Here is a 20,874-nt window from a genome sequence, read left to right on the forward strand (position 1 = left end):
CCGCCATGAAGAGACTCGCTCTTGGAATTGCCGCCGTTGTCTTTTCGACCGCCATCGTGTCCGCGGGCGCGCCCGCGAGCGGAGGGGTAGCGCCCTCCTGGAACATGAACGCCACGATCATCGAGGCCTGCTCCTGCCCGATGTTCTGCCAGTGCTACTTCAACACTTCACCTTCCGGCGAGCACGGGAGTCATGGCGAGGGAGGGCACTACTGCCGGTTCAACAACGCGTTCAAGGTCAACCGCGGGAGCTTCGGGAGCGTGAAGCTCGACAACGCCAAGTTCTGGGTGTCCGGGGATCTGGGGGGCGATTTCTCCCAGGGGATGATGGACTGGGCGATCGTCACCTTCGACCGGGCGACCTCCAAGGAGCAGCGCGACGCCATCGCCACGATCCTCGGTTCGGTCTACCCGGTGAAGTGGAACTCGCTGACCACGGCCGAGGGGGACATGACCTGGACGGCGGGCAAGGACGAGGCTCGCGCCCTCCTGGACGGCGGCAAGACGGCGGAGGTGGCGCTCAAGCGCTTCGCCGGGATGACCGATGAGCCGGTGGTGATCAAGAACCTCAAGTACTGGGGCGTTCCGCGCAATGACGGCTTCGTGATGATGCCGAACACGGTCGAGGCCTACCGGGTCGGCAACAAGCCGTTCGAGTACAAGGGCACGAACGGCTTCATGATCACCATCGACACCGCGTCCAAAGACACGGCGCCGGCCGCCAAGAAGACCGGGAAGTAGTCAGGCCGGAGGCGGGGCGGCGAACACCGCCGAGCGGGCGATGTCCTCCTGCCGGATCTTCCCGGCGTCGAAGGCCTGAAGCGCCGCGATGAGCCTGTCCATCGTCTGATCGAAGCCCGGCAGCGTCTTGCGGGCGCGGCCGAGGGGATTGCAGCGCGCCAGGACGAAGTTCTTCACGAACGGGTGGTTGATCCCGCGCCGTTTCAGCCTGTCGACGATCTCCTTGAGACGGGCGTCTGCCGTCTCGACCCGCGCCGCCCGCTCCTGGCGCGTGCCGTAGGAGCTCTTCAGGGAGGACTTCAGGAACCGGTCGACCCTCCTCAGGATCGGAGAGAAGGCGCCGCCCGCGAAACGCGGGTGCTTCTCGTACAGGAGACCGAGCGTCAGGAAGTAGGGCTCTTCGAACTGGAAGGCGAATGCCTCCTCGTCGCGCTTCTCCCCCCGCTCGATCAGACCGCGGTACATCCGGATGACCTCGAGCGACTTTTCCTTGAGGTTGTGCGCCTTCTCCGTGTTGAGGGCCAGGATCTGGAAGGCGACCTGCGTCTCCGGGATGACGATCGCAGGCACGAACGCGGCCTTCAGCTTCTCGAGGACGTGCCGCCGGTGGTTCCCGTTGGGCGTCCAGTACCCGCCGTCCGCGCGGACCGCGACGACCGGGTCGACGAAGCGATCGATCTTCTTGATCACCTTCAGCAGCCGCTCGGCGTGCGCCTTCGAGAGATCGCGCTGGTAGGGGGTCGGCTGGACCTTGTCGCGCGGCAGCAGGGCGAAGATCTGCCAGTGCCCGCCGACCGGCTCTCGGTAGACGGCCAGGGCGCTCCCTCCGTCCTTTTCGATCTGCCCGGCCAGCTGGATGACCTCGGCCGGCGGTTCCTTGTCTTCCGGATGAACGGCGAACCCCAGGCGCTCCACGGTCTGCTCCTCCGCCCCCGGCCGGCCGGGAGAGCCGGCCGCGGACACCGCGAACCTTACCGCGAAGCCCCGCGGACGGGCAAGTGAACCTCCTCCGGGTTAGAATGTTTCCATGAGAAGACTCCTGACTGTTGTGGGCCCCGCGCTTCTGGTCGTCGCGCTGTTCATCCCGACGGTCGCGGCGGGCGAGCGCGGCCGCTTTCCAGGTTTCGTGTACACCTCCCCGGAGGCCATCCAGGATGCGCAGGCGGCCCTGGTGGCGCTCAAGTATCTCGAGGAGAAGGGACACAAGGCCGGAGAGTGGGACGAGCCGACGCGCGCGGCCACCCGAAGCTTCCAGCGCGATCACTTCCTGCGACCGGACGGGCGGCTCGACAGGGACACCATGGCCCTGCTCATGAGCCACAGACCCCGGACCAGGGAGCGCTGACTACTGCTGCGCGCCCCCGGGCCACTGGTAGAACGAGTTGTTGGTGAAGATGATGTCGCAGTTGAAGTTGGCCGTGGCGCCGCCCGGACTCGTGCCGGAGACTCCGTCGGCCCCGTAGCTGGTGATCGTGTAGACGGTGCCGGCGGAGTTCGTATCGATGTGCCAGGAGTTGCTCCAGCCGTCCCCGGGCGGGACCGTCTTCAAGTAAAGCGAGACGTAGCCGCTGAGGACCTGGGCGTTCGCGTCGGTGAGACTCTTGGGATAGGTGTTGTTGTCCACGGCGTAGGACTCGAGGGCGTTCCCGATCGTCTTGATGTCGGCGAGGGTCCGGCTCTGCTTGGCCTTGTTCATCGCGTTCCGGAGATTGGGGATGGCGATGGCGGCGATGAGCCCGATGATCGCCACGACGATCAGGAGCTCGATGAGGGTGAAGCCGGAGTCATTTTTCGACTGGCTCGATCGATCCATCCCGCGGACACCTCCGCAAAAGGGCAGTCAGTCTAGCACGCGCCGGTTCCCGATCGCCCGCGCGATGGTGTTAATACGCACGGCCGCGCCCCGGCGTCTAGACGATCGGGAAGCCCGGCGGCGCCGGGGCTCAATCCTGGCCCGGAAGTCCCAGGAGCAGGGTCGGGTCGACGTTGCCGCCGCTCAAGACCAGGACCGTCGGGACGTCGTAGGTCCGGGCCGCCCCGGACATCAGGGCGGCGACCCCGACGGCACCGCTCCATTCGACCAGGAGGTGCTCCGTCCTGAGAAGAAACGCCGCGGCCTCCTTGATCGCTTCGTCCGGGACCGTCACGACGTCCGACACGAAGGCGCGGCAGACGGCGAAGGTCAGGTCGCCCGGGCGTGAGGGGAGCAGGCCGTCGGCGATGGAGCGCACGCCCCGGAGGGTCTCCGGCGCCCCGGCCCGCAGCGACGTCGACATCTTGGCCGCTCCCTGGGGCTCCACTCCGATCACCCGGATGCCGGAGCGGTGATAGGCGCAGGCGAGGGCCACTCCGGACACGAGCCCCCCTCCGCCGACCGGTACCAGGACGGTGCCGACATCAGGCATCTGCTCCAGGATCTCCACGCCGCAGGTCGACTGCCCGGCGATGATCCAGGGATGATCGAACGGGGGCACCATCGTCAGACCGCGCTCCTTCTCGAGCGCCTCGGCCCGCTCCTTGCGCTCGATCGACGTCGTCCCGACCCGGTGCACCTCGGCCCCGAGCGACCGCACCCGCTCGAGCTTCAGGAGGGGTGCGGTCTCCGGCATCACCACGACCGCCTTCGTCCCCGCCCGGCGCGCGGCGAGCGCCACGGCGATCCCGTGGTTCCCCGAGGAGTACGTCAGGACGCCCCGTTCGCGACCGGCGGGCGACAGGCGCGCGATGAAGTTGGTCGCGCCGCGCATCTTGAATGCCCCGCCCGACTGCAGACTCTCGCACTTGTAGGCCACCTTGTGTCCAAAGCGCTCCGACAGTTCCTCGGACACGAGCAACGGCGTCACACGCGCGTTCTTCGCCACGCGCGGCCTCGCCTCGCGCAGGTCCTGGGGTCCCAGGCCTTCCTTCTGGAAATCCACCTCGTCCGTCATGCCGGAGTCTCCGCCGCGGAACGGGAAGTCCGTATCTTCCCCCAACGCCCCCCGCCGCGGCAACCCGGACGCCCCCTGAATCGAAGATCGCCCTACGCCGGCGGCCGCGCGGACCTTATAATGTCGGGCAGGGCGAAGGGAGACGCATGTTTGCCAAGGAAGGACTCGAAGGGGTCGTCGCGGCGCGCACGGGGCTGAGTCTCATCGACGGCGAGAAGGGACGTCTCGGCTACCGCGGCTACTCCATCCACGACCTGGCCGAGAGCTCGACGTTCGAAGAGGTCGTGCATCTCCTGTGGTACGGCGAGCTGCCGACCCGCGCCCAGCTCGAGCAGACGCGCAAGGACCTGTCCTCGCAGCGCGCCCTTCACCCGGACGCCCTCGATCTCTTGAAGACCTTCGCCAGGGACGCCTCGCCGATGGACATGATGCGCACGGTGGTGTCGGTCCTGGCGATCCACGACCCGGACGTGCACGACTCGACCCGCGAGGCGAACCTTCGAAAGGGGATCCGCCTGACGGCGCAGATGCCGACCCTCGTCACGGCCCATGACAGGCTGCGCAAGGGGAAGGACCCCATCCCACCCGACCCGGGTCTCGGTCACGCGGCGAATTACCTGGCGATGCTGCACGGCACCAGGCCGGAGCCCCTCGCCACGCGCGCCCTGGACGTCGCCATGATTCTGCAGATGGACCATGGCCTCAACGCCTCGACCTTCGCCGCGCGCGTCACCGCCGGAACGCTGGCCGACCTGCACGCCGCGGTCACCTCGGCCGTCGGCACGCTCAAGGGGCCGCTGCACGGCGGGGCCAACCACGACGTGATGGTCATGCTGCGCACCATAGGCGAGGTGGAGAAGGCGGCCGAGTTCGTGCGCATGGAGCTCCTGCAGAAGAAGAAGATCCCCGGCTTCGGACACCGGGTCTACCGCACCATCGACCCGCGCGCCCTGCACCTGCGCTCGCTCTCCGAGAAGCTCGGCAAGGCGGTGGGACAGGAGAAGTGGTTCCAGATGTCGGCGGTCATCGAGAAGACCTGCAAGGAGCTGAAGAATCTCAACCCGAACGTCGACTTCTACGCCGCGTCGGTCTACTTCATGCTCGGGTTCGAGATGGATCTGTTCACGCCCATCTTCGCCTGCAGCCGCGCCCCCGGCTGGATCGCCCACGTCATCGAGCAGCACACCGACAACCGGCTCATCCGGCCGCTCGAGGAGTACATCGGCCCGCCGGAGCGGCCGTACGTGCCATTGGACAAGCGCGTTTGAAGCTCGAGCCCTTGAACCCCCCGGGTCGATGTGAGAGGATCGAGACCTGCCGCGGAGGACGAGCATGCCGGCGCCGGCCGACTACAAGAACAAGTTCCTGAAGAAGCCGCCGAAGCGTCTGGCGGTCATCGACCAGAACTCCTGCTCCGGCTGCGCCAACTCTCCCGCCTGCGTGGCCTTCTGCGAGACGGTGACGGTCAAGGACGCGGTGGTGGACGCCATCCGGTACGTGTCGAGCCCGGATGCGCCGAACAATCTTGCGATCATCGAGTATGACAAGTGCATCGGCTGCGCCCTGTGCGCGGAAGTCTGTCCGTGGGAGGCGATCACCATGTACAACTTCGAAGAGGCCTGGGACGTGGCGCCCGAGGTGACGCTGGTGCCGTACAGCGAGGAGATCGACGTCAACCGCAGTCCGGAGGGGAACGAAGCCGCCGCAGCCCCTGCCACCTAGGAGAATCGATCGAGGCCGGTCGCGCCCGCCAGAATCCGCGACCGGTCCTGTACCCGGAGGGACGTCCCGATGGACGTGGTCGCACTTCTTCTCGCCGCCGGCGAGTCGGAGCGCATGGGGACCCCGAAGGCGCTCCTGGAATGGCGCGGTCAACCCCTCCTGTCGCATCAGATCCAGCAGGTCCAGAAGAGCCGTGTGAACGAGTGCTTCGTCGTCCTGGGCAAGGGGGCGGAGCTCCTGCTGCCGCTGGTGCGCTCGCCGATGCGGCCCGGCTGGAAGGCCCGCCCCGTTTACAACCCGCTCTACCGCGAGGGGAAGTCCGCCTCGATCCAGGCCGGCCTGGCGGCCGTGGCCACGCCGCCCGACGGGATCCTCGTGGCCTCGGTCGATCAGCCGCTGGACGTGGAACTCCTGAACGCGCTCCTGAGCACCGCCGAGACCGAGTGGGAGAAGTGCGACGCGGCGGGAAGGCGCAGCATCATCGTGCCGGCCTTCCACGGGCGCCCCGGCCACCCGCCGCTGTTCCGGGGCTCGCTGTTCGCCGAGCTGATGGGGATCAGCGAGGAGACGCACGGGCTGAAGGCGGTCGTGCGCAGGACCCCGGCGCGCGTCATGCATCTTCCCTGGGACGATTCCGGGATCCTGCTCAACCTGAACACTCCGCTGGACCTGCCGTCTATCGCGGCGCGGCGGGAGCTGCGCTGACGGGACGGAGCCGCACTCCCACGGAATCGCAGTCCACGGCTGATTTCCCTCGATCTCCACCCGGCTCGCCGTATACTTCCGGGCTCCATCCTTATGAATACGGATCAACGCCGGATCGCCCGTCTCCTGCCGATCGCCCTGGCTCTCTGCCTCGCCCTGTCCGCCTCCGCCGGCGGCGGGACGGCCTTCGGGGCCGGAGGTCCCGGGGCGCGGGTGGCGGTCCGCTCCGGCGACCCCGCCCCCGTGGCGATCGGCGTAGGTGCCCGGTTCGACAGTATCGCCATGACGCCGGACGCCCTCCTGTTCATCGACGCGGCCGGCAGCGCCCTGTTCGAGAAGCGCGCCGGCGAGCTGCGCATCCTGGCGCACGCCGGCGACGCGGGCGCCTCGGGGAGAACGATCGCCTCGCTCCGGGCCGTCTCGGCGGGGGCCGATGGGACGATCGCGTTCCTGGCGCTCCTCCCCGATCGACGCGAGGCGATCTTCCGGATCGGACCCGGCGGCGGGCTGCCCGAGGAGGTGGTGGCGGCCCAGGACGTCCTGGAGCTGCGGGACGGCCCTGCGACCGTCGGATTCATGGACCCTCCGGTGGTGGATTCCGGCGGGGCGGTCATCGCGTCGATCCGTTTCCTCGAGGTACCGGGGGCGATCGTCAGGTTTCCGGTCGGCGCCGCCCCGCAGATCGTCATCGAGACCGGCGACCCGCTCGGGGGGGGTGAGTTCGTGGCCCCCTTCGCGGCCCCGGCGGTGAACGCCTCGGGCCGCATCGCGTTCACGGCGTCGCTCCTCACGGGGGAGGGGGTCGTGTGCACGGTGGCCCCGGGAGAGACGCCGATCCTCCTGTCCCTCTTCGCTTCCCCGTCCGGATCGCTGTCGCCGGTCCTGACGACGAATCCGCCGGCGATCAACGATACCGGACTGGTCGCCTTTCTTCTGGTCGATCGCGGAACGGTCCGGGTCTACAGCACCGGGGGGGGCTTCTCGTTCCTGGTCGCGGGCCCCGGCTCGTTGGCGCCGGGGGGCGGAAGATTCACGGAGATCACCGAGTTCCACCCCGCGATCGACGCGGCCGGCCGGGTGCTGTTCGGGGGCGTGCGTTCGAACGGAAGGAAGGGGTTCTACCTGTCCAACGGCATCCCCTCGATACTGGTCGAGCAGGGAATGCCGGCGGGCCCGTCGGGGACCTTCACCGGGCTCGAGTCCGAGCCGGCCTCCGGCGCCGCCGCGGCACGCGGGATGGACGGGATCCTCCACGTCGCGGCCTCGGCCACCGCCGCCGCGGGGATCTTCTCGGTCGGAGGCGGGGTCACGGCGCTCGAGGTGGGGAGCGACGATCCCATTCCCGGGCCGCGGTTCGTGTCGTTCCTCGATCAGCGGGTCCCGCTCGGAGGGGGCGGACCGTCGCTCGCGCCCGGGGGCCTGATGATCTTCGACGCGCGGGTCACCACCGGACGGCGCGGCCTGTTCGCGCGCGATCGTTCGGGGACGATCCGCCTCCTGGCCATGGACGGGGACGCGGCGGAGGATGGCGGCCGCTTCGTGGGCGACCGGTTCGCCTACGCTTCGATCAACGACGGCGGAACCTTCGCCTTCCTCGGCGAGGCGTTCGATCCGTCCCGTCCCCCGGCAATGTCCCTGTTCTACGGCTCGATCGACGGTGGTCCGGTGCGGCGGATCGTCGACACGGAGCTCCTCCCGCCGGGGGCCGCGCTGGCGGTCGCACCGGGGTCCGGGGATCGCGTCAAGGGGGCCCCGTCGCGTCTGAACCTCCTCGGGCAGATCGCCGTGCCGGTGGCGCAACCGGACGGCACGTCGATCCTGATGGGATACGACGGCACGGCGCTGTTCCGGATCGCGGGGCCGGGGGACCCGGTCCCGGGCGGAGGAACCATCACGACCGCCTTCACCGGCTCGCTGTTCACAGGAAAGCCGGTGCCGCCGGTGCTCGACGACGGAGGCCGCCTTCTCTTCGGGGCCCAGATCGCATCGGGCGAGTCGGCGCTCTACGCAGAGAACCTGACGCCGTCGGGCGGCGGCGTCCCGGAGCGGGTGCTGGGGTCGGGGGACGAGGTCGAGGGAGGCAGGCTGAGCCCGTTCGAGCTGCAGGCGTTCGACTCGGATCAGGCGGGGAGGATCGCCTTCCAGGCGATCTACAGCGAGGAGTTCGATTTCGCGGACTTCGTCACCGGTCCGGGCCCCGCCGCGCGCCTCGCCGCGCGCTTCGACCCGATCCTCGATCGCGGATTCGTCCTGTCTGTCCTGCCGCTGCTCGCTGTCCTCGATCAGGGGAGAGTGGGGTACGGGATCGAGCTGTTCGACGGATCCGAGATGATCGTCGTCTCCGATCCAGGCTCGGGCTCCGACCCGGACGTCCTGGCGGAGACCTCCGGACCGTCGCCGGATGGCGGTGCCTATCTTTCGTTCCGCTCCGCCCTTCGCGACCCCGGTCGTCTCGCCACCGACGGACGCGGCACGATCGCCCTGGCCGCGTCGACGACCGCCGGACCGGAGGAGATCGTCCTGTTCGGCGCGTCGAACGCCGCCCCGGCCGCTGAAGCCGGCCCCGATCTCATCGCCGAGTGCGCGGGCCCGGAAGGCGCCGGGGTCACGCTGGACGGCAGCGCTTCGTCCGACCCGGACGGTGACGCGCTCTCGTACCGTTGGACCGGGGCGTTCGGTGAGGCCACCGGTCCCCGGCCGAAGGTGACGCTCCCCCTGGGCGCGTCGATCGTCACCCTGGTCGTCGACGACGGGCAGGTCTCGAGCGCGCCGGACACGGTCCGGGTCGAGGTGCGCGACACCCTGCCGCCGTCGATCACGATCGCCGCGACGCCCTCGATCCTCTGGCCGCCCGACGGGCGTCTCGCCGACGTTGCGGTCGCAGTCCAGGTCTCCGACCGCTGCGATCCGGTCCCCGCCGTCGTCCTGAGCGGGGTCGCAAGCAGCGAGCCCGGGACCGGCCGCCCCGGGCCCTGGATGTCGGGCGCGGGCACAGGGACCGACGATCGCGCGGTTTCCCTGCGCGCCGAACGCGCCGGCGCCGGGCCCGGCCGCACCTACACGCTCACCTACAGCGCGACCGATGCGTCCGGCAACTCGGCCGCCGCCGTCACGACCGTGTCCGTCCCGCACGATCAGCGCCGCTAGAACCCGTTCGCGTGGCATCCAGACCCCGGGAGGACCAGGACCGGCCTCCCTATTGCCTCGCTGGGCCGGAATGGTCAGAATCCCCCCGTGCCAGCCAGCGAAAAGAAATTCGACCTGTTCGTGATCGGCACCGGCCCCGCCGGCCAGCGCGCCGCGGTGCAGGCCGCCAAGCTCGGGAAGTCGGTGGGGATCTGCGAGCGGCGCGAGGTCGTCGGCGGCGTCTGCATCAACACCGGCACGATCCCCTCGAAGACCCTTCGGGAGGCCGTCCTCTACCTGACCGGCTTCCAGATGCGCGGGCTGTACGGCGCCTCCTACGCGGTCAAGGAGCGGATCACCATGGAGGACCTCCTGTACCGGTGCGAGCACGTCATCAAGAAGGAGGTCGACGTGATCCGCGACCAGATACGGCGCAACGGCATCGTGCTGATCGGGGGGGCCGCCCGCTTTCTCGATCCGCACACGCTCGAAGTCGCTGGGTCAGGGGGGGTGGTGCGGGTCACGGCGGACAAGGTGCTGATCGCCACGGGGACCACCGCCGCGCGGCCGCAGGGCGTGCCGATCGACGGACAATCGATCCTCACGTCCGAGGATATTCTCGGTCTGAAGGAGGTGCCTCGCACGCTGACCGTCGTCGGCGCAGGTGTCGTGGGCGCGGAGTACGCCTCGATCTTCGCCGCCCTGCGGGTGGAGGTGACGCTCGTCGACAAGCGCCCGCGTCTCCTGGAGTTCGTGGACTCTGAGATCGTCGAGTCGCTGACCTACCAGATGCGCAACATGGACTGTACGTTCCGGCTCAACGAGGAGGTCGCCTCGGTTCGCCTCGAAGGGCCGCGTCGCGCGGTGACCGTGCTGAAGTCGGGGAAGCTCATCGTCTCCGACGTGATCCTCTACTCGGTCGGCCGCATCGGCGCCACGGCGGAACTGAACCTGGAGGCCGCGGGGCTCGCGGCCGACGAGCGGGGGCGCCTCAAGGTCAACGAGGTCTTCCAGACCTCCCGGCCGCACATCTACGCCGCGGGGGACGTCATCGGCTTCCCGGCGCTGGCGTCGACGTCCATGGAGCAGGGACGCCTGGCCGCGTGCCACGCCTTCGGCATCGCGAGCCGGTCGCTGCCACACCTCTTTCCGTACGGCATTTACTCGGTGCCGGAAATCTCCATGGTCGGCCAGAACGAGGAGGAGCTGACGGCCGCGGGGGTCGCGTACGAGGTCGGCGTGTCCCGCTACCGCGAGATCGCGCGCGGCGCCATCCTCGGGGACGACTCCGGGCTCCTCAAGATCCTGTTCCATCGCGACACCCGCAGGATTCTCGGCGTCCATATCATCGGCACCAACGCCACCGAGCTCGTGCACATCGGACAGGCGGTGCTGGCCCACGACGGCACGATCGATTACTTCGTCAACGCCGTGTTCAACTACCCGACCTTCGCCGAGTGCTACAAGGTCGCCGCCCTCGACGGCTACAACAAGGTCGGACCTCCCCGATGAGACCGCGCCTCCTCCTCGCTCTCGGTCTTCTGGCGGCGGGCGCCGCCGTCGCGGCGCGGGCCCGGTCCATCGCCGGGACGCGGGAGCCCGAGCGGCCCCCCCTCGGGTACAGCGCGCCCGCCTGGGACGAGGAGAGGGGGATCGAGGAGCGCTTCGCCTCGCTTCTCGACCGGAAGCGATTGTCGGCCACGCACGAGAGGCTGACCCGCGAGCCGCATCACGCCGGCACCGCCGGGGCGCGCCGCGTCGCCCTTTATATCAAGCAGGAGGCGGAGAAGGCCGGCTTCGCCGCCGAGATCGTTCCGTACCTCTTCTACAACTCGCACCCTGGACCGGGCTCGATCGAGATGACCGCGCCGGTGCAGGCGCGCCTGTCGCTCATTGAGGACCACATCCCCGGCGATCCGTTCACCGAGAACGCCGCCGAGCACCCGGCGTTCTGTGCCTACAGCGGCTCGGGGGACGTCGAGGCCGAAGTGGTCTACGCCGGACAGGGGACGGTGAGCGAGTTCCAGGCGCTCGCGGAGCGCGGCGTCTCGCTCGAAGGGCGCGTCGCCCTGATGCGCTATTTCGGGGAGGGGGAGGGGCGCAAGGTCCTGCGCGCCCAGGAGCATGGTGCCGTGGCGGCGATCCTGTACGCGGATCCGCAGGAGGACGGCTTCGTCCAGGGGCCGGTCTACCCGCAGGGACCCTGGCGTCCCCCCGGCTCGATCATGCGCCGCACGCTTGTCGACACGCCCTACGAAGGGGATCCGCTCAGCCCCGGCTGGGCCGCCGTCCCGGGTGCAAAGCGGCTCGATCCGGGACGGGTGGCCGGGCTGCCGAAGATCCCGGTGCTGCCGATCTCGTACCGTGACGCGGCGCTCATCCTGTCGCATCTGGAGGGGCCGGAGGCCCCGGGGCCGATGCAGGGGGGGCTGCGACGGCGGATGTCGGAACGTCCCGTCACGGTCCCGGAGGGACTCGCGCTGGTCGAGGCCTACCGGCTCGGTCCGGGGCCCGCGCGGATCAAGATGTCGGTTCGCATGACCGCCGCCACCGACACGATCAGGAACGTCCTCGTGCGCATCCCCGGAAAGGAAGAACCGGACTCGTGGGTGATCCTCGGGAACCACCACGACGCCTGGATCTATGGCGCCGGCGACCCCTCGAGCGGCACCGCGGCGCTCCTCGAGACGCTGCGCGCCTTCGGGCGGATGAAGACGCTCGGCTGGCAGCCGCGCCGCACGATCCTGGTCGCCTTCTGGGACGCCGAGGAGATGAACCTGGGCGGCTCGGGAGAGTGGACCGAGGACAATGCCGAGGTCCTGCGGCGCAAGGCGTGCGCCGTCATCAACATGGATTCTGCCGTCTTCAACGGCGGGCGTCCCCTCTACGCCGGCGCCAGCCCGGCGCTGCACCGACTGTTCAGGGAGGTCGCGGCCGCAGTTCCCGGCCCCGGCGGCAGGGAAAGCCTGTTCGACGCCTGGGTGCAGAAGCAGAACGAGACCCGGGCCCTCGGATCGGTCGACGCCTTCGTGATCGGCGGCGATTCCTCCCGTCCTCTCACCGAGCCGCGCATCGACGACGAGCCGCTGGGGGACGATCAGACGCCGTTCGTCGAGTATCTCGCCATTCCCGGAAGCGACATGTACTACGGCGCCGACTACGGCATGTACCATTCGTTGTACGAGAACCGCCACTGGATGACCACGATCGTCGACCCGGAGTTCCGGCTGCATCGGGTCATGGCGGAGTTCCAGGGACGGCTGGGATTGCGGCTGGCGATGGCTCCGGTCCTTCCCCTCGACCCCGCGGCGACGGCGGCCGCCTGGGACCGGGCGTTCGCGGATCTGCAGGCGAGGGCCGGCGAGCTCCACGCCTCGCCGAAACTGCTGCGCCCCGTCACGCGCGCCCTCAAGCGCTTCGGCGAGGCGGCGCGGGTCTTCGCCAAGGAGCGCGACCAGCGGCTCGCCGAGGACTCCTGGCCGCTCCGTCCGATCCCGGAACGGCTCCCTTCGATCAGCCGCGAGATCTCCGAGGCGGAGAAGGCGTTCTGGAACGAGGGCGGCCTGCCCGGCTTCCCGTGGTATCGCGGTCTGTGGGTCGCGCCGACACGCGCCGTTCCCGGACTCACGGACGCGCGCCTCCCCGGTCTGCGCTGGCCCCTCGAGCTCGACGAGGAGGGGACCCTCATGAACCAGGTCAACCTCTACACGCAGGCCCTCGACGAGGCGACCTCGCACCTGCACCGGGCGGAAGGGCTCCTGTCGGTCGTGGCGCGGCCCGCGGAGCCCTGATTCCTCTTCAGCCGGTCTCAGCCCCCCGCCACCGCCGGGATGATGATGACCTCGTCGCCGTCGGTGACCGGGGTGGTGGAGCCGTCGAGCAGCCGGACGTCGCTGTCGTTGACGTAGATGTTGACGAAACGTCGGATCTCGCCGCGCGGACCGCGCAGCTTGCCGCGCAGACCCTCGTAGCGCGTCTCGAGCCCTTCGAGAATGTCGCCTAGAGTCTCCCCTTCGAGCAGGACCGATTCCGCGCCTTCCGTCTGTCGGCGAAGCACCGAGGGAATTCTGACCTGGACAGGCATGGCGCCTCCCGTTGGGGCCGGCCGCGCTAAGCGAGCGGCCGACCGGATGAAGGGGGCGCCGCGGTGGCGGGGCGCCCGGATGAAGTGGAAAGGGACGGCCCCGGGGGCGGGGCGTCGCTCGCCTTGGAGAGCGCGGCCTCGACGGCCGCGTCGGACAGGACGCGCTCGAACGCGTCGAGCCGCGGCTCGATGATCGGATGGGCCGCGGCGGTCGACACGAGCGCGTCGGTGGTCTTGAGCCCGTTGCCGGTGATCACCAGGACGATCGGCTCGTGGCGCGGAATGCGGCCGGAAGCGATGAGCTTCCGCGCCGCGGCCACGGTGACGCCGCCGGCGGTCTCGGCGAAAATCCCCTCGGTCTCGGCCAGGAGCCTGATGCCGTCCACGAGCTCGGCGTCGGTCACGTCCTCCGCGAAGCCGCCGCTCCGGCGGATGGCGCGCGCGGCGTAGTAGCCGTCGGCCGGGTTGCCGATGGCGAGGCTCCTGGCGATCGTCCTGGCCTTGACGGGACGGATCTCGCCGCTGCCGTCCTTGACCGCGGCCACGATCGGATTGCAGCCGCGTGGCTGGGCGCCGTGCAGCCGCGTCGTCCCTTCGTCGATGAGACCGAGGCGGGTCAGCTCGTCGAAACCCTTGCCGATCTTGGTGAGCAGCGATCCGCCCGCCATGCAGCACACCACGTGGGCCGGCCGCTTCCAGCCGAGCTGTTCGGCGATCTCGAACCCCACGGTCTTGGAGCCTTCGCCGTAGAACGGGCGCAGGTTGACGTTGACGAATCCCCAGCCGAAGCGGTCGGCAATCTGGCTGCACAGTCGGTTGACCTGGTCGTAGTCCCCGGCGACACCGACGAGGCGCACGCCGTAGACGGTCGTGCCGAGGATCTTGGCGGCCTCGAGATCCTCGGGAACGAGGATGCAGGTGTCGAACCCGTGGCGCACCCCCTGCGCGGCGACGGAGTTCGCCAGGTTGCCGGTGGACGCGCACCCCACGGTGGTCATGCCGAACTCGCGCGCCTTCGTGAGGGCGACCGACACGACCCGGTCCTTGAACGACAGGGTGGGGAAGTTCACCGCGTCGTTCTTGACGTACAGCTCGTCGACGCCGAGGCGGCCGGCCAGTCTCGCGGCGCTCACCAGGGGGGTGTACCCGACCTCCTGTCCCAGGATCCGGTCGCCGTCGATCGGCAGCAGCTCGCGGTAACGCCACATCGATCGGGCGCGCGTGGCGACCGTCTCCCGCCCGAAGGTCCGGCGCAGCCGGTCGTAGTCGTAGGCGACCTCCAGCGGCCCGAAGCACTCCTCGCAGATGGAGCGCGGCGCCGTCTCGTACTCGGTCGCGCACTCCCGGCAGGTCAACCCGCTCACGTAGCTCATGACGCCCCCGCGATCTCGTCGACGGCGGCGGCCGCGCGGCGCATGTCCTCGGGGGTCGTCAGGATCCCCGCGCTCAGCCGCACAGTCCCCTGCGGGAAGGTCCCGAGGTGCTTGTGCGCGTAGGGGGCGCAGTGCAGCCCCGGGCGCACCGCGATGTCGAACCGCTCGTCCAGGATGGCGCCGACCTCCGAGGGGGCGAACCCGGGCACATTGATCCCCACCAGCCCCACGCGACGCTCGCCTCCTCGTTCGGCGATGAGGCGGTCGGCGCCGTACCACTCCAGGCTGCCGCGGCTCTGGAGAGACGTCACGAACGTGCCGAGGAGCGCGCGCTCGTGCGCCAGGACCGACTCGACGCCGCGCTCCAGGAGCAGGCGCACCCCCTCGCGCAGCCCGGCGATGCCGAAGACGTTGGGCGTGCCCCCTTCCAGGCGGTGCGGGAACTCCTCCGGCTGGACGGGCCGCGTCGAATCTCCGCCGGTGCCCCCCTCGCGCCACGGACGCACCTCGGCCCTCTCGCCGACGGCGAGGCCGCCGGTCCCGGTCGGACCGAGGAGCCCCTTGTGCCCCGTGAACGCCAGGAGATCCACGGCGTCCCGCTCCATGTCGATCGGCACGACGCCGGCGCTCTGCGCCGCGTCGACCAGGAGCAGGAGGTCGCGCTCGCGCGCCATCCGGCCGATGGCGCCGACCGGCTGGATCGTGCCTGTGACGTTCGACACGTGCGTCAGCGCCAGGAGGCGCGTGTTCTTGCGGATGGCGCGTCTCACCTCGTCCGGGTCGATGAGATGATCGGAGGTGGCCTCCAGCCGCGTGAGGGTGATGACCCCGTCCTTCTCGAGCTGGTTCAGCGGCCGCGACACCGAGTTGTGCTCCAGGACCGACGTGATCGCGTGATCCCCCGCGCGCAGGATCCCCTTGATCGCCATGTTCAGCCCGTCGGTGGCGTTGTGGCCGAAGACGATGCGCTCCGGGTGCTTGAAGCCGAGGAGCCGGGCCAAAAGACGCCGCGTGTCGTTGATCATTCCTTCCGCCTCGGCCGCGAGGCGATGGCCGCCGCGCCCCGGATTGGCGCCGCTCTGGCGGACGAACGCCTCCATCCCCCGATACACCTGCTCGGGTTTGGGATACGACGTGGCGGCGTTGTCGAGGTAGATCGCCATGATTCCCCTCAGGTCCCCACGTACCGCGCGTAGATCGACTTGGCGAGCGCCGGGTCCTTGGTCCCGGAGATGATGGCGCGGCCGTCGGCGAACACGGTCAGGCGGTACTGGTCGATGTCGGCGCGCACCAGGAAGCGGTTCTTCTCGATCGCACCGATCGGACCGAGACGCTTCGCCACCTGGTCGAGGTCGAGCGTGATCCCGTCGCGGCGCCGGATCTGCACCGCGTTCCGGCCGCAGAGCGTGGCCGTGTCGGAACCGGAGGCCCCCTCGAGATAGGGGAACTCGCGTCGCACGCAGCAGGGGCAGTCCGTCTCGCGCGGCGGCAGGTCGACGAGGCTCTGCCGTCCCTCCCAGACGTCGAGGACCGCCATCTTCCGGGTCACGCGCTCGCGCCTGCCGCTCAGGATCTTGAGCGCCTCGGCCGCCTGCAGGGACGCGACCAGCCCGACGATCGGCCCCAGCACTCCGGCCGTGTCGCAGGTGGGGGACAGGCCGGGCGGGGGAGCGCTCTCGAACACGCAGCGCAGGCAGGCGGTCTCGCCCGGCAGGATCGGGAAGGTCAGACCGTACGATCCCACGCAGGCCCCGTAGATCCAGGGTGTGCCTGTCTTGACGGCGAAGTCGTTGAGCAGGAACCGGGCGTCGAAGTTGTCGGTCGCGTCGAGGATCAGATCGAAGCCGCCGAGGAGCCTGTCGATCGTCGAGGCGTTCAGGTCCTCGACGATCCCCTCGACCTGCACCAGCGAGTTGGCGGCGCGCAGCTTGTTCACCGCCGCCACCGCCTTGGGCAGGACGGCGCGGGCGTCCTCCTCGTCGAACAGGATCTGACGTTGCAGGTTGGATTCCTCGACGAAGTCCCGATCGATGATCCGCAGCCGCCCCACCCCCGCCCGGGCCAGGAGGGAGGCCTGCACCGTGCCCAGAGCACCGCAGCCGACCAGGACCGCCTTCGCGGACATCAGCCGCGCCTGGCCCTCGTGGCCTATCTCCTCGAACAGGACCTGACGGGAGTAGCGGGCCGGGATCAAGGGCTGCCCGGCCGTATCCTTCGTGGTCAACTCCGGCTCCTTCCGTCCCAAAAACAAAAAACCTCTTCGAGACGACGTCGAAGAGGTTCGGGTGAACGACTCCTTCGCCTTCCGTCTCTCATCTGCCGGGGCTCGAAGACCCCGCAGGAGTTGGCACCGGCCATCCCGAACGGTCCGGGATCGGTTGCCGTGGGATCATCGGGCCTGTCCCTCCCCCACTCTCGATAAGATGGAAGATCTCTGATTGTGATTTTAGATCGCGGGTCCCTCCGGCAAATGATGACCCAGGAAAATTACCACGGGGTTTGAGACCTGTCAACCTGTGTCGCGCGCCGCGGAACATGGCGCCCCGGTCCTGTTGCGCAATGTGAATCACAGGTCCTTCGAGGAACGACCCGGGGACCGCCTTGCCGACCGGTCGGTAAGTAGGGTATAGTACGCCGCACGTCTCGCATAGGAGGGCGTGAAGTGAAGCCGGAAACGCCCCGGATCGTTCCGTTGCATGATGCGGCACTCGAAGGATCGAACGGACCGAATCCGGTTGACAGGCTGCATTCCTCCCCGTATATGAACAGACACCTCGCAGTCGAGGGAGACACCGTGCCCGACCGAATCGCGATTTTCGACACGACGCTGCGCGATGGAGAGCAGTCGCCGGGCTGCAGCATGAACCTCGAGGAGAAAGTCCGGATGGCGCGCCAGCTGGATCTCCTCGGGGTGGACGTCATCGAGGCCGGTTTTCCGATGGCCAGTGAGGACGACTTCCGGGCGGTGCACGCCGTGGCGCGCGAGGTCCGGCGGCCGGTGATCGCGGCGCTGGCGCGCACCACCCGGGACGACATCGAGAGGGCCTGGCGGGCCATCGAGGTCGCCGCCCGCCCCCGGCTCCATACCTTCGTCGCGACCTCCGACCTGCACATGCAGCACAAGCTGCGCAAGACCCGCGGCGAAGTCCTCGAGATGACGGTCGAGGCAGTGCGCCTGGCGAAGTCGTTCACGCCGGACGTCGAGTTCTCGGCGGAGGACGCGACCCGGACCGACATCGACTTCCTGTGCCAGGTGGTGCGGGCGGCCATCGAGGCGGGTGCGACGACCATCAACATCCCCGACACCGTCGGCTACTCGGTCCCGAGCGAGTTCTCCCGCATCATCGCCACGCTGCGCGAACGCGTGCCGGAGGTGGAGCGGGCGACCCTGTCGGTGCACTGCCACAACGATCTCGGTCTGGCGGTGGCGAACTCGGTGGCCGCCGTCGAGGCGGGGGCGCGGCAGATCGAGTGCACGGTGAACGGCATCGGCGAGCGCGCCGGCAACGCCTCCCTGGAAGAGATCGTGATGGCTCTTTTCGTGAGACGCGACATCCTGCCGTTCACCACGTCCGTCGCCACGACGGAGATCTACAAGGCGAGCCAGCTCCTGTCGAGCATCACCGGCATGCACGTGCAGGCGAACAAGGCGGTGGTCGGCAAGAACGCGTTCGCTCACGAGGCCGGGATCCACCAGGACGGCGTCCTCAAGGAGAGGCGCACGTACGAGATCATGACGCCTGAGTCGGTCGGCATCAAGACGAACCGGCTCGTCCTCGGGAAGCACTCCGGCCGGCACGCCCTCGGCAGGAAACTGGCGGACCTCGGATACTCCCTGTCGCGTCCGGAGCTCGACAGGTTCTACGCGCGGTTCATCGAGATCGCCGACCAGAAGAAGGAGATCTTCGACGAAGATCTGATCGCCATCGTGCACGACGGCATGCGCGATGTGCCCGAGGTCTTCAAGCTGAAGATGCTGCAGGCGACGGCGGGCAGCCAGAAGCCTTCGACCGCGACCGTCATCCTCGAGATCCAGGGCGAGGAGAGGGTCGCCTGCGCCGTGGGGGACGGCCCGGTGGCGGCCGCCTACACGGCGATCGACCAGATCACCCGCTTCAGCGGACGGCTCCTGGACTACTCGATCAGGGCCGTGTCGCGCGGCCGGGACGCGATGGGCGAAGTCTCGGTGCACGTCGATTTCAGCGGCCGGACCTTCACCGGCAAGGCCGCATCGACCGACGTGGTGGATGCCAGCGCCCGGGCCTATCTGCACGCGGTGAACAAGGGATTGCGCCTGGCGCAGGCCCTCGACGCGGCCGAGTCGGCGAGGTCCGGTCTGCCGGGTGTCGCCGCGGTCGTCGCCGAGCGGTCGCGGCCCGAGATGACGCCCCAGCCGGCAAGCGACACGGTCGGCGATCCTTCGAGGGTCGCCGGCCCGGAAGATTTCATTCGACTGATTCGTCTCGTATAGCGCAGGCCGGTCCGGCCTGATGTTCACGTCGGACCGTCGTCCCTGCGCTTTGTTTTTAGAGGGACCGTGAAGGAACTGGAAGAGCAGTCGAGCGCTGTCCGGCTCCGTGGTTCTTTCTGCCGCCGGAGGGGGAGGTCATCATGGGCGTGTCCCACGCTGACCGCCGGCGGCAGGAACAACCACGGGGGAGGGAATCCACGACCATGAGAGGCAGGGCGCACGTCTACGCGGGGGCGCGCATCAGCGCCGACGACATCATTCCCCTGCGGCACCAGAACGGGGGTGCCGAGGAGGACCTCGGCGCCGGCATCGCAGCGGTCGTGGCGGTCTCGTTCTCGCGCCTGTTCTTCAGGAATGCCCTCAACAACGGCTTCATCGTCGTGGAGTGTCCCGAGGCGGTGAGGCAGGCGGCGGTCGGAGATCTCCTGGAGGTCGATCTGCGGGACGCGGCGGTGAGGAACCTGACGAAGGGGGAATCCTACCGCTTCGTGCCGCCCACGCCGTTCGCGATGGAGATCCTCGAGGCCGGCGGTCTCCTGCCGTACGTCCTGAGACAGACGACGGGGGCCTCGAGTGCCTGAGGCGAAGCGCTCGCGCGTTGTCCTCCTGCCGGGCGACGGCATCGGCCGCGAGGTCGTCGCCGAGGCCGTCCGCGTGCTGGAGATGGTGGCGCGGCAGGCGGGCGTGGTCCTCGAGATGGAGGAGCACCCCGTGGGGGGTGCCGCGTACGACAGCGTCTCGGAGCCGCTGCCGCAAAAGACCTTCGAGGCGGCCCGCGCCGCGGATGCGGTCCTGCTCGGGGCCGTGGGCACGCCGAGGCATGACGGACTGCCGCGACACCTTCGCCCGGAGCAGGCGCTCCTGGGGCTGCGTCAGGGGCTCGGGGTCTACGCGAACCTGCGGCCCGTGAGACTCCACCCGGCCCTCCTGCAGGCGTCCCCCCTGCGGCCGGACGTCGTGGGGGGCACGGATCTGCTGATCGTGCGCGAGCTGACAGGGGGGCTCTACTTCGGTTCGCCGCGCGGTGTTTCCGGTGAGGGGGATGAACGCCTGGCCACGAACACCATGGCCTACACCGTGGCGGAGATCCGGCGCATTGCACGGGTGGCGTTCGAGGCGGCGCGCGGCAGGAGAAGGAAGGTGACGTCGGTGGACAAGGCGAACATCCTGGAGGTCTCGCAGCTCTGGCGCGAGGTGGTGAGCGACACCGCCCGGGAGTACCCGGACGTCCTCCTCGAGCACCTGTACGTCGACAACGCGGCCATGCAGCTTTTGGCCCGCCCCAGGGACTTCGACGTCGTCCTCACCGAGAACACGTTCGGCGACATCCTCAGCGACGAGGCGGCCATGCTGGCCGGCGGGATCGGGATGCTGCCGTCCGCCAGCCTGGGAGAAGGGCCCGGTCTGTACGAGCCGGTGCACGGGTCGGCGCCGGAGATCGCCGGTCGCGGCATCGCCAACCCGCTGGCGGCGATCCTCTCGGCGGCCATGCTGCTGCGCCACTCGCTCGGCCTGCCGCGCGAGGCCGCGCGCGTCGAGGAGGCGGTCGGAAGGGTCCTGGACGACGGGGCGCGCACGGCCGATCTGGCGCGACCGGGACAGAAGTCGATCGGCACGCGCGACATGGGGGACGTGGTGTGCGGCGCCCTCGAGCGCGGCAGGCGGGCCTCGTGAGCCGGGGGAAGGGGACGGTGGCGCCGACGCAGGACACGATCGGAATGAA

The 20,874-nt window shown here is 69.3% G+C and carries 18 protein-coding genes and 1 riboswitch; of the genes, 11 read left to right on the top strand and 7 right to left on the bottom strand.

The genetic code is table 11. From position 1 onward, the window contains the following. Positions 1 to 740 (top strand): DUF1326 domain-containing protein (locus VEW47_01290; protein ID HYS03800.1); only part of this gene is annotated, 740 nt, incomplete at its 5' end. Here the strand turns inward: VEW47_01290 and VEW47_01295 are convergent. Beyond that, positions 741 to 1,703: a chromosome partitioning protein ParB gene (locus VEW47_01295; GenBank protein HYS03801.1), complete on the bottom strand. Its 963-nt coding sequence runs from the start codon at positions 1,701 to 1,703 to the stop codon at positions 741 to 743. It lies immediately after the preceding gene. Positions 1,704 to 1,767: 64 nt separating this feature from the next. Here VEW47_01295 and VEW47_01300 point away from each other — a divergent pair, with 64 nt between their 5' ends. Beyond that, entirely contained in the window at positions 1,768 to 2,085 is a 318-nt protein-coding gene (locus VEW47_01300) for a peptidoglycan-binding domain-containing protein (GenBank protein HYS03802.1), read from the top strand. Here VEW47_01300 and VEW47_01305 read toward each other — a convergent pair whose 3' ends face one another. Next, a complete protein-coding gene (locus tag VEW47_01305; GenBank protein HYS03803.1) occupies positions 2,086 to 2,553 on the bottom strand; it encodes a type II secretion system protein GspG in 468 nt (155 codons plus the stop codon). Positions 2,554 to 2,683: 130 nt separating this feature from the next. Next, positions 2,684 to 3,670 (bottom strand): threonine/serine dehydratase, encoded by a 987-nt coding sequence (locus VEW47_01310; GenBank protein ID HYS03804.1) that lies wholly within the window; start codon positions 3,668 to 3,670, stop codon positions 2,684 to 2,686. Between the two features lie 146 nt (positions 3,671 to 3,816). On the opposite strand from VEW47_01310, the gene VEW47_01315 reads away from it, so the two are divergent. From VEW47_01315 to VEW47_01340, 6 genes are all read left to right on the top strand, one after another. Next, positions 3,817 to 4,938: a citrate synthase gene (locus VEW47_01315; protein ID HYS03805.1), complete on the top strand. Its 1,122-nt coding sequence runs from the start codon at positions 3,817 to 3,819 to the stop codon at positions 4,936 to 4,938. A 64-nt stretch (positions 4,939 to 5,002) separates the two neighbouring features. Next, entirely contained in the window at positions 5,003 to 5,392 is a 390-nt protein-coding gene (locus VEW47_01320) for a 4Fe-4S dicluster domain-containing protein (GenBank protein ID HYS03806.1), read from the top strand. Between the two features lie 69 nt (positions 5,393 to 5,461). Continuing rightward, on the top strand, positions 5,462 to 6,097 hold the full coding sequence (locus VEW47_01325; GenBank protein ID HYS03807.1) for a nucleotidyltransferase family protein: 636 nt from the start codon (positions 5,462 to 5,464) through the stop codon (positions 6,095 to 6,097). A gap of 93 nt (positions 6,098 to 6,190) precedes the next feature. Then, entirely contained in the window at positions 6,191 to 9,244 is a 3,054-nt protein-coding gene (locus VEW47_01330) for a hypothetical protein (GenBank protein ID HYS03808.1), read from the top strand. A gap of 87 nt (positions 9,245 to 9,331) precedes the next feature. Continuing rightward, on the top strand, positions 9,332 to 10,735 hold the full coding sequence (sthA, locus tag VEW47_01335) for a Si-specific NAD(P)(+) transhydrogenase (protein ID HYS03809.1): 1,404 nt from the start codon (positions 9,332 to 9,334) through the stop codon (positions 10,733 to 10,735). Beyond that, positions 10,732 to 13,014: a M28 family peptidase gene (locus tag VEW47_01340; protein HYS03810.1), complete on the top strand. Its 2,283-nt coding sequence runs from the start codon at positions 10,732 to 10,734 to the stop codon at positions 13,012 to 13,014. The genes sthA and VEW47_01340 overlap by 4 nt, the downstream gene beginning before the upstream one ends. Before the next feature lie 17 nt (positions 13,015 to 13,031). On the opposite strand, the gene VEW47_01345 is transcribed toward VEW47_01340, so the two are convergent. Genes VEW47_01345 through VEW47_01360 form a run of 4 tightly spaced genes read right to left on the bottom strand, consistent with a single transcriptional unit; the run spans position 13,032 to position 16,904 of the window. Further along, positions 13,032 to 13,307: a MoaD/ThiS family protein gene (locus tag VEW47_01345; GenBank protein HYS03811.1), complete on the bottom strand. Its 276-nt coding sequence runs from the start codon at positions 13,305 to 13,307 to the stop codon at positions 13,032 to 13,034. 26 nt (positions 13,308 to 13,333) lie between these two features. After that, positions 13,334 to 14,680, bottom strand: coding sequence for a threonine synthase (thrC, locus tag VEW47_01350; protein ID HYS03812.1), 1,347 nt, complete (start codon positions 14,678 to 14,680; stop codon positions 13,334 to 13,336). Continuing rightward, on the bottom strand, positions 14,677 to 15,843 hold the full coding sequence (locus tag VEW47_01355; GenBank protein ID HYS03813.1) for an aminotransferase class V-fold PLP-dependent enzyme: 1,167 nt from the start codon (positions 15,841 to 15,843) through the stop codon (positions 14,677 to 14,679). The genes thrC and VEW47_01355 overlap by 4 nt, the downstream gene beginning before the upstream one ends. A gap of 8 nt (positions 15,844 to 15,851) precedes the next feature. Further along, the gene (locus tag VEW47_01360) at positions 15,852 to 16,904 is read right to left on the bottom strand and encodes a ThiF family adenylyltransferase (protein ID HYS03814.1); all 1,053 of its coding nucleotides are present in this window, start codon (positions 16,902 to 16,904) and stop codon (positions 15,852 to 15,854) included. An 85-nt stretch (positions 16,905 to 16,989) separates the two neighbouring features. Beyond that, positions 16,990 to 17,105: riboswitch (SAM riboswitch) on the bottom strand. 369 nt (positions 17,106 to 17,474) lie between these two features. Between VEW47_01360 and VEW47_01365 the strand changes: the two genes are divergently transcribed. The 3 genes from VEW47_01365 to leuB all read left to right on the top strand — a co-directional run bounded on the left by VEW47_01365 (position 17,475) and on the right by leuB (position 20,825). Beyond that, the gene (locus tag VEW47_01365) at positions 17,475 to 19,151 is read left to right on the top strand and encodes a 2-isopropylmalate synthase (GenBank protein ID HYS03815.1); all 1,677 of its coding nucleotides are present in this window, start codon (positions 17,475 to 17,477) and stop codon (positions 19,149 to 19,151) included. Positions 19,152 to 19,354: 203 nt separating this feature from the next. Continuing rightward, complete coding sequence (locus VEW47_01370) at positions 19,355 to 19,732, top strand: hypothetical protein (protein ID HYS03816.1); 378 nt, start codon at positions 19,355 to 19,357, stop codon at positions 19,730 to 19,732. Further along, positions 19,725 to 20,825: a 3-isopropylmalate dehydrogenase gene (leuB, locus tag VEW47_01375; GenBank protein ID HYS03817.1), complete on the top strand. Its 1,101-nt coding sequence runs from the start codon at positions 19,725 to 19,727 to the stop codon at positions 20,823 to 20,825. The genes VEW47_01370 and leuB overlap by 8 nt, the downstream gene beginning before the upstream one ends. The last annotated feature ends 49 nt before the right edge of the window (positions 20,826 to 20,874 follow it).

The sequence above is a fragment of the Candidatus Dormiibacterota bacterium genome, assembly GCA_035635555.1.
GTDB lineage: Bacteria > Acidobacteriota > Polarisedimenticolia > Gp22-AA2 > Gp22-AA2 > Gp22-AA3.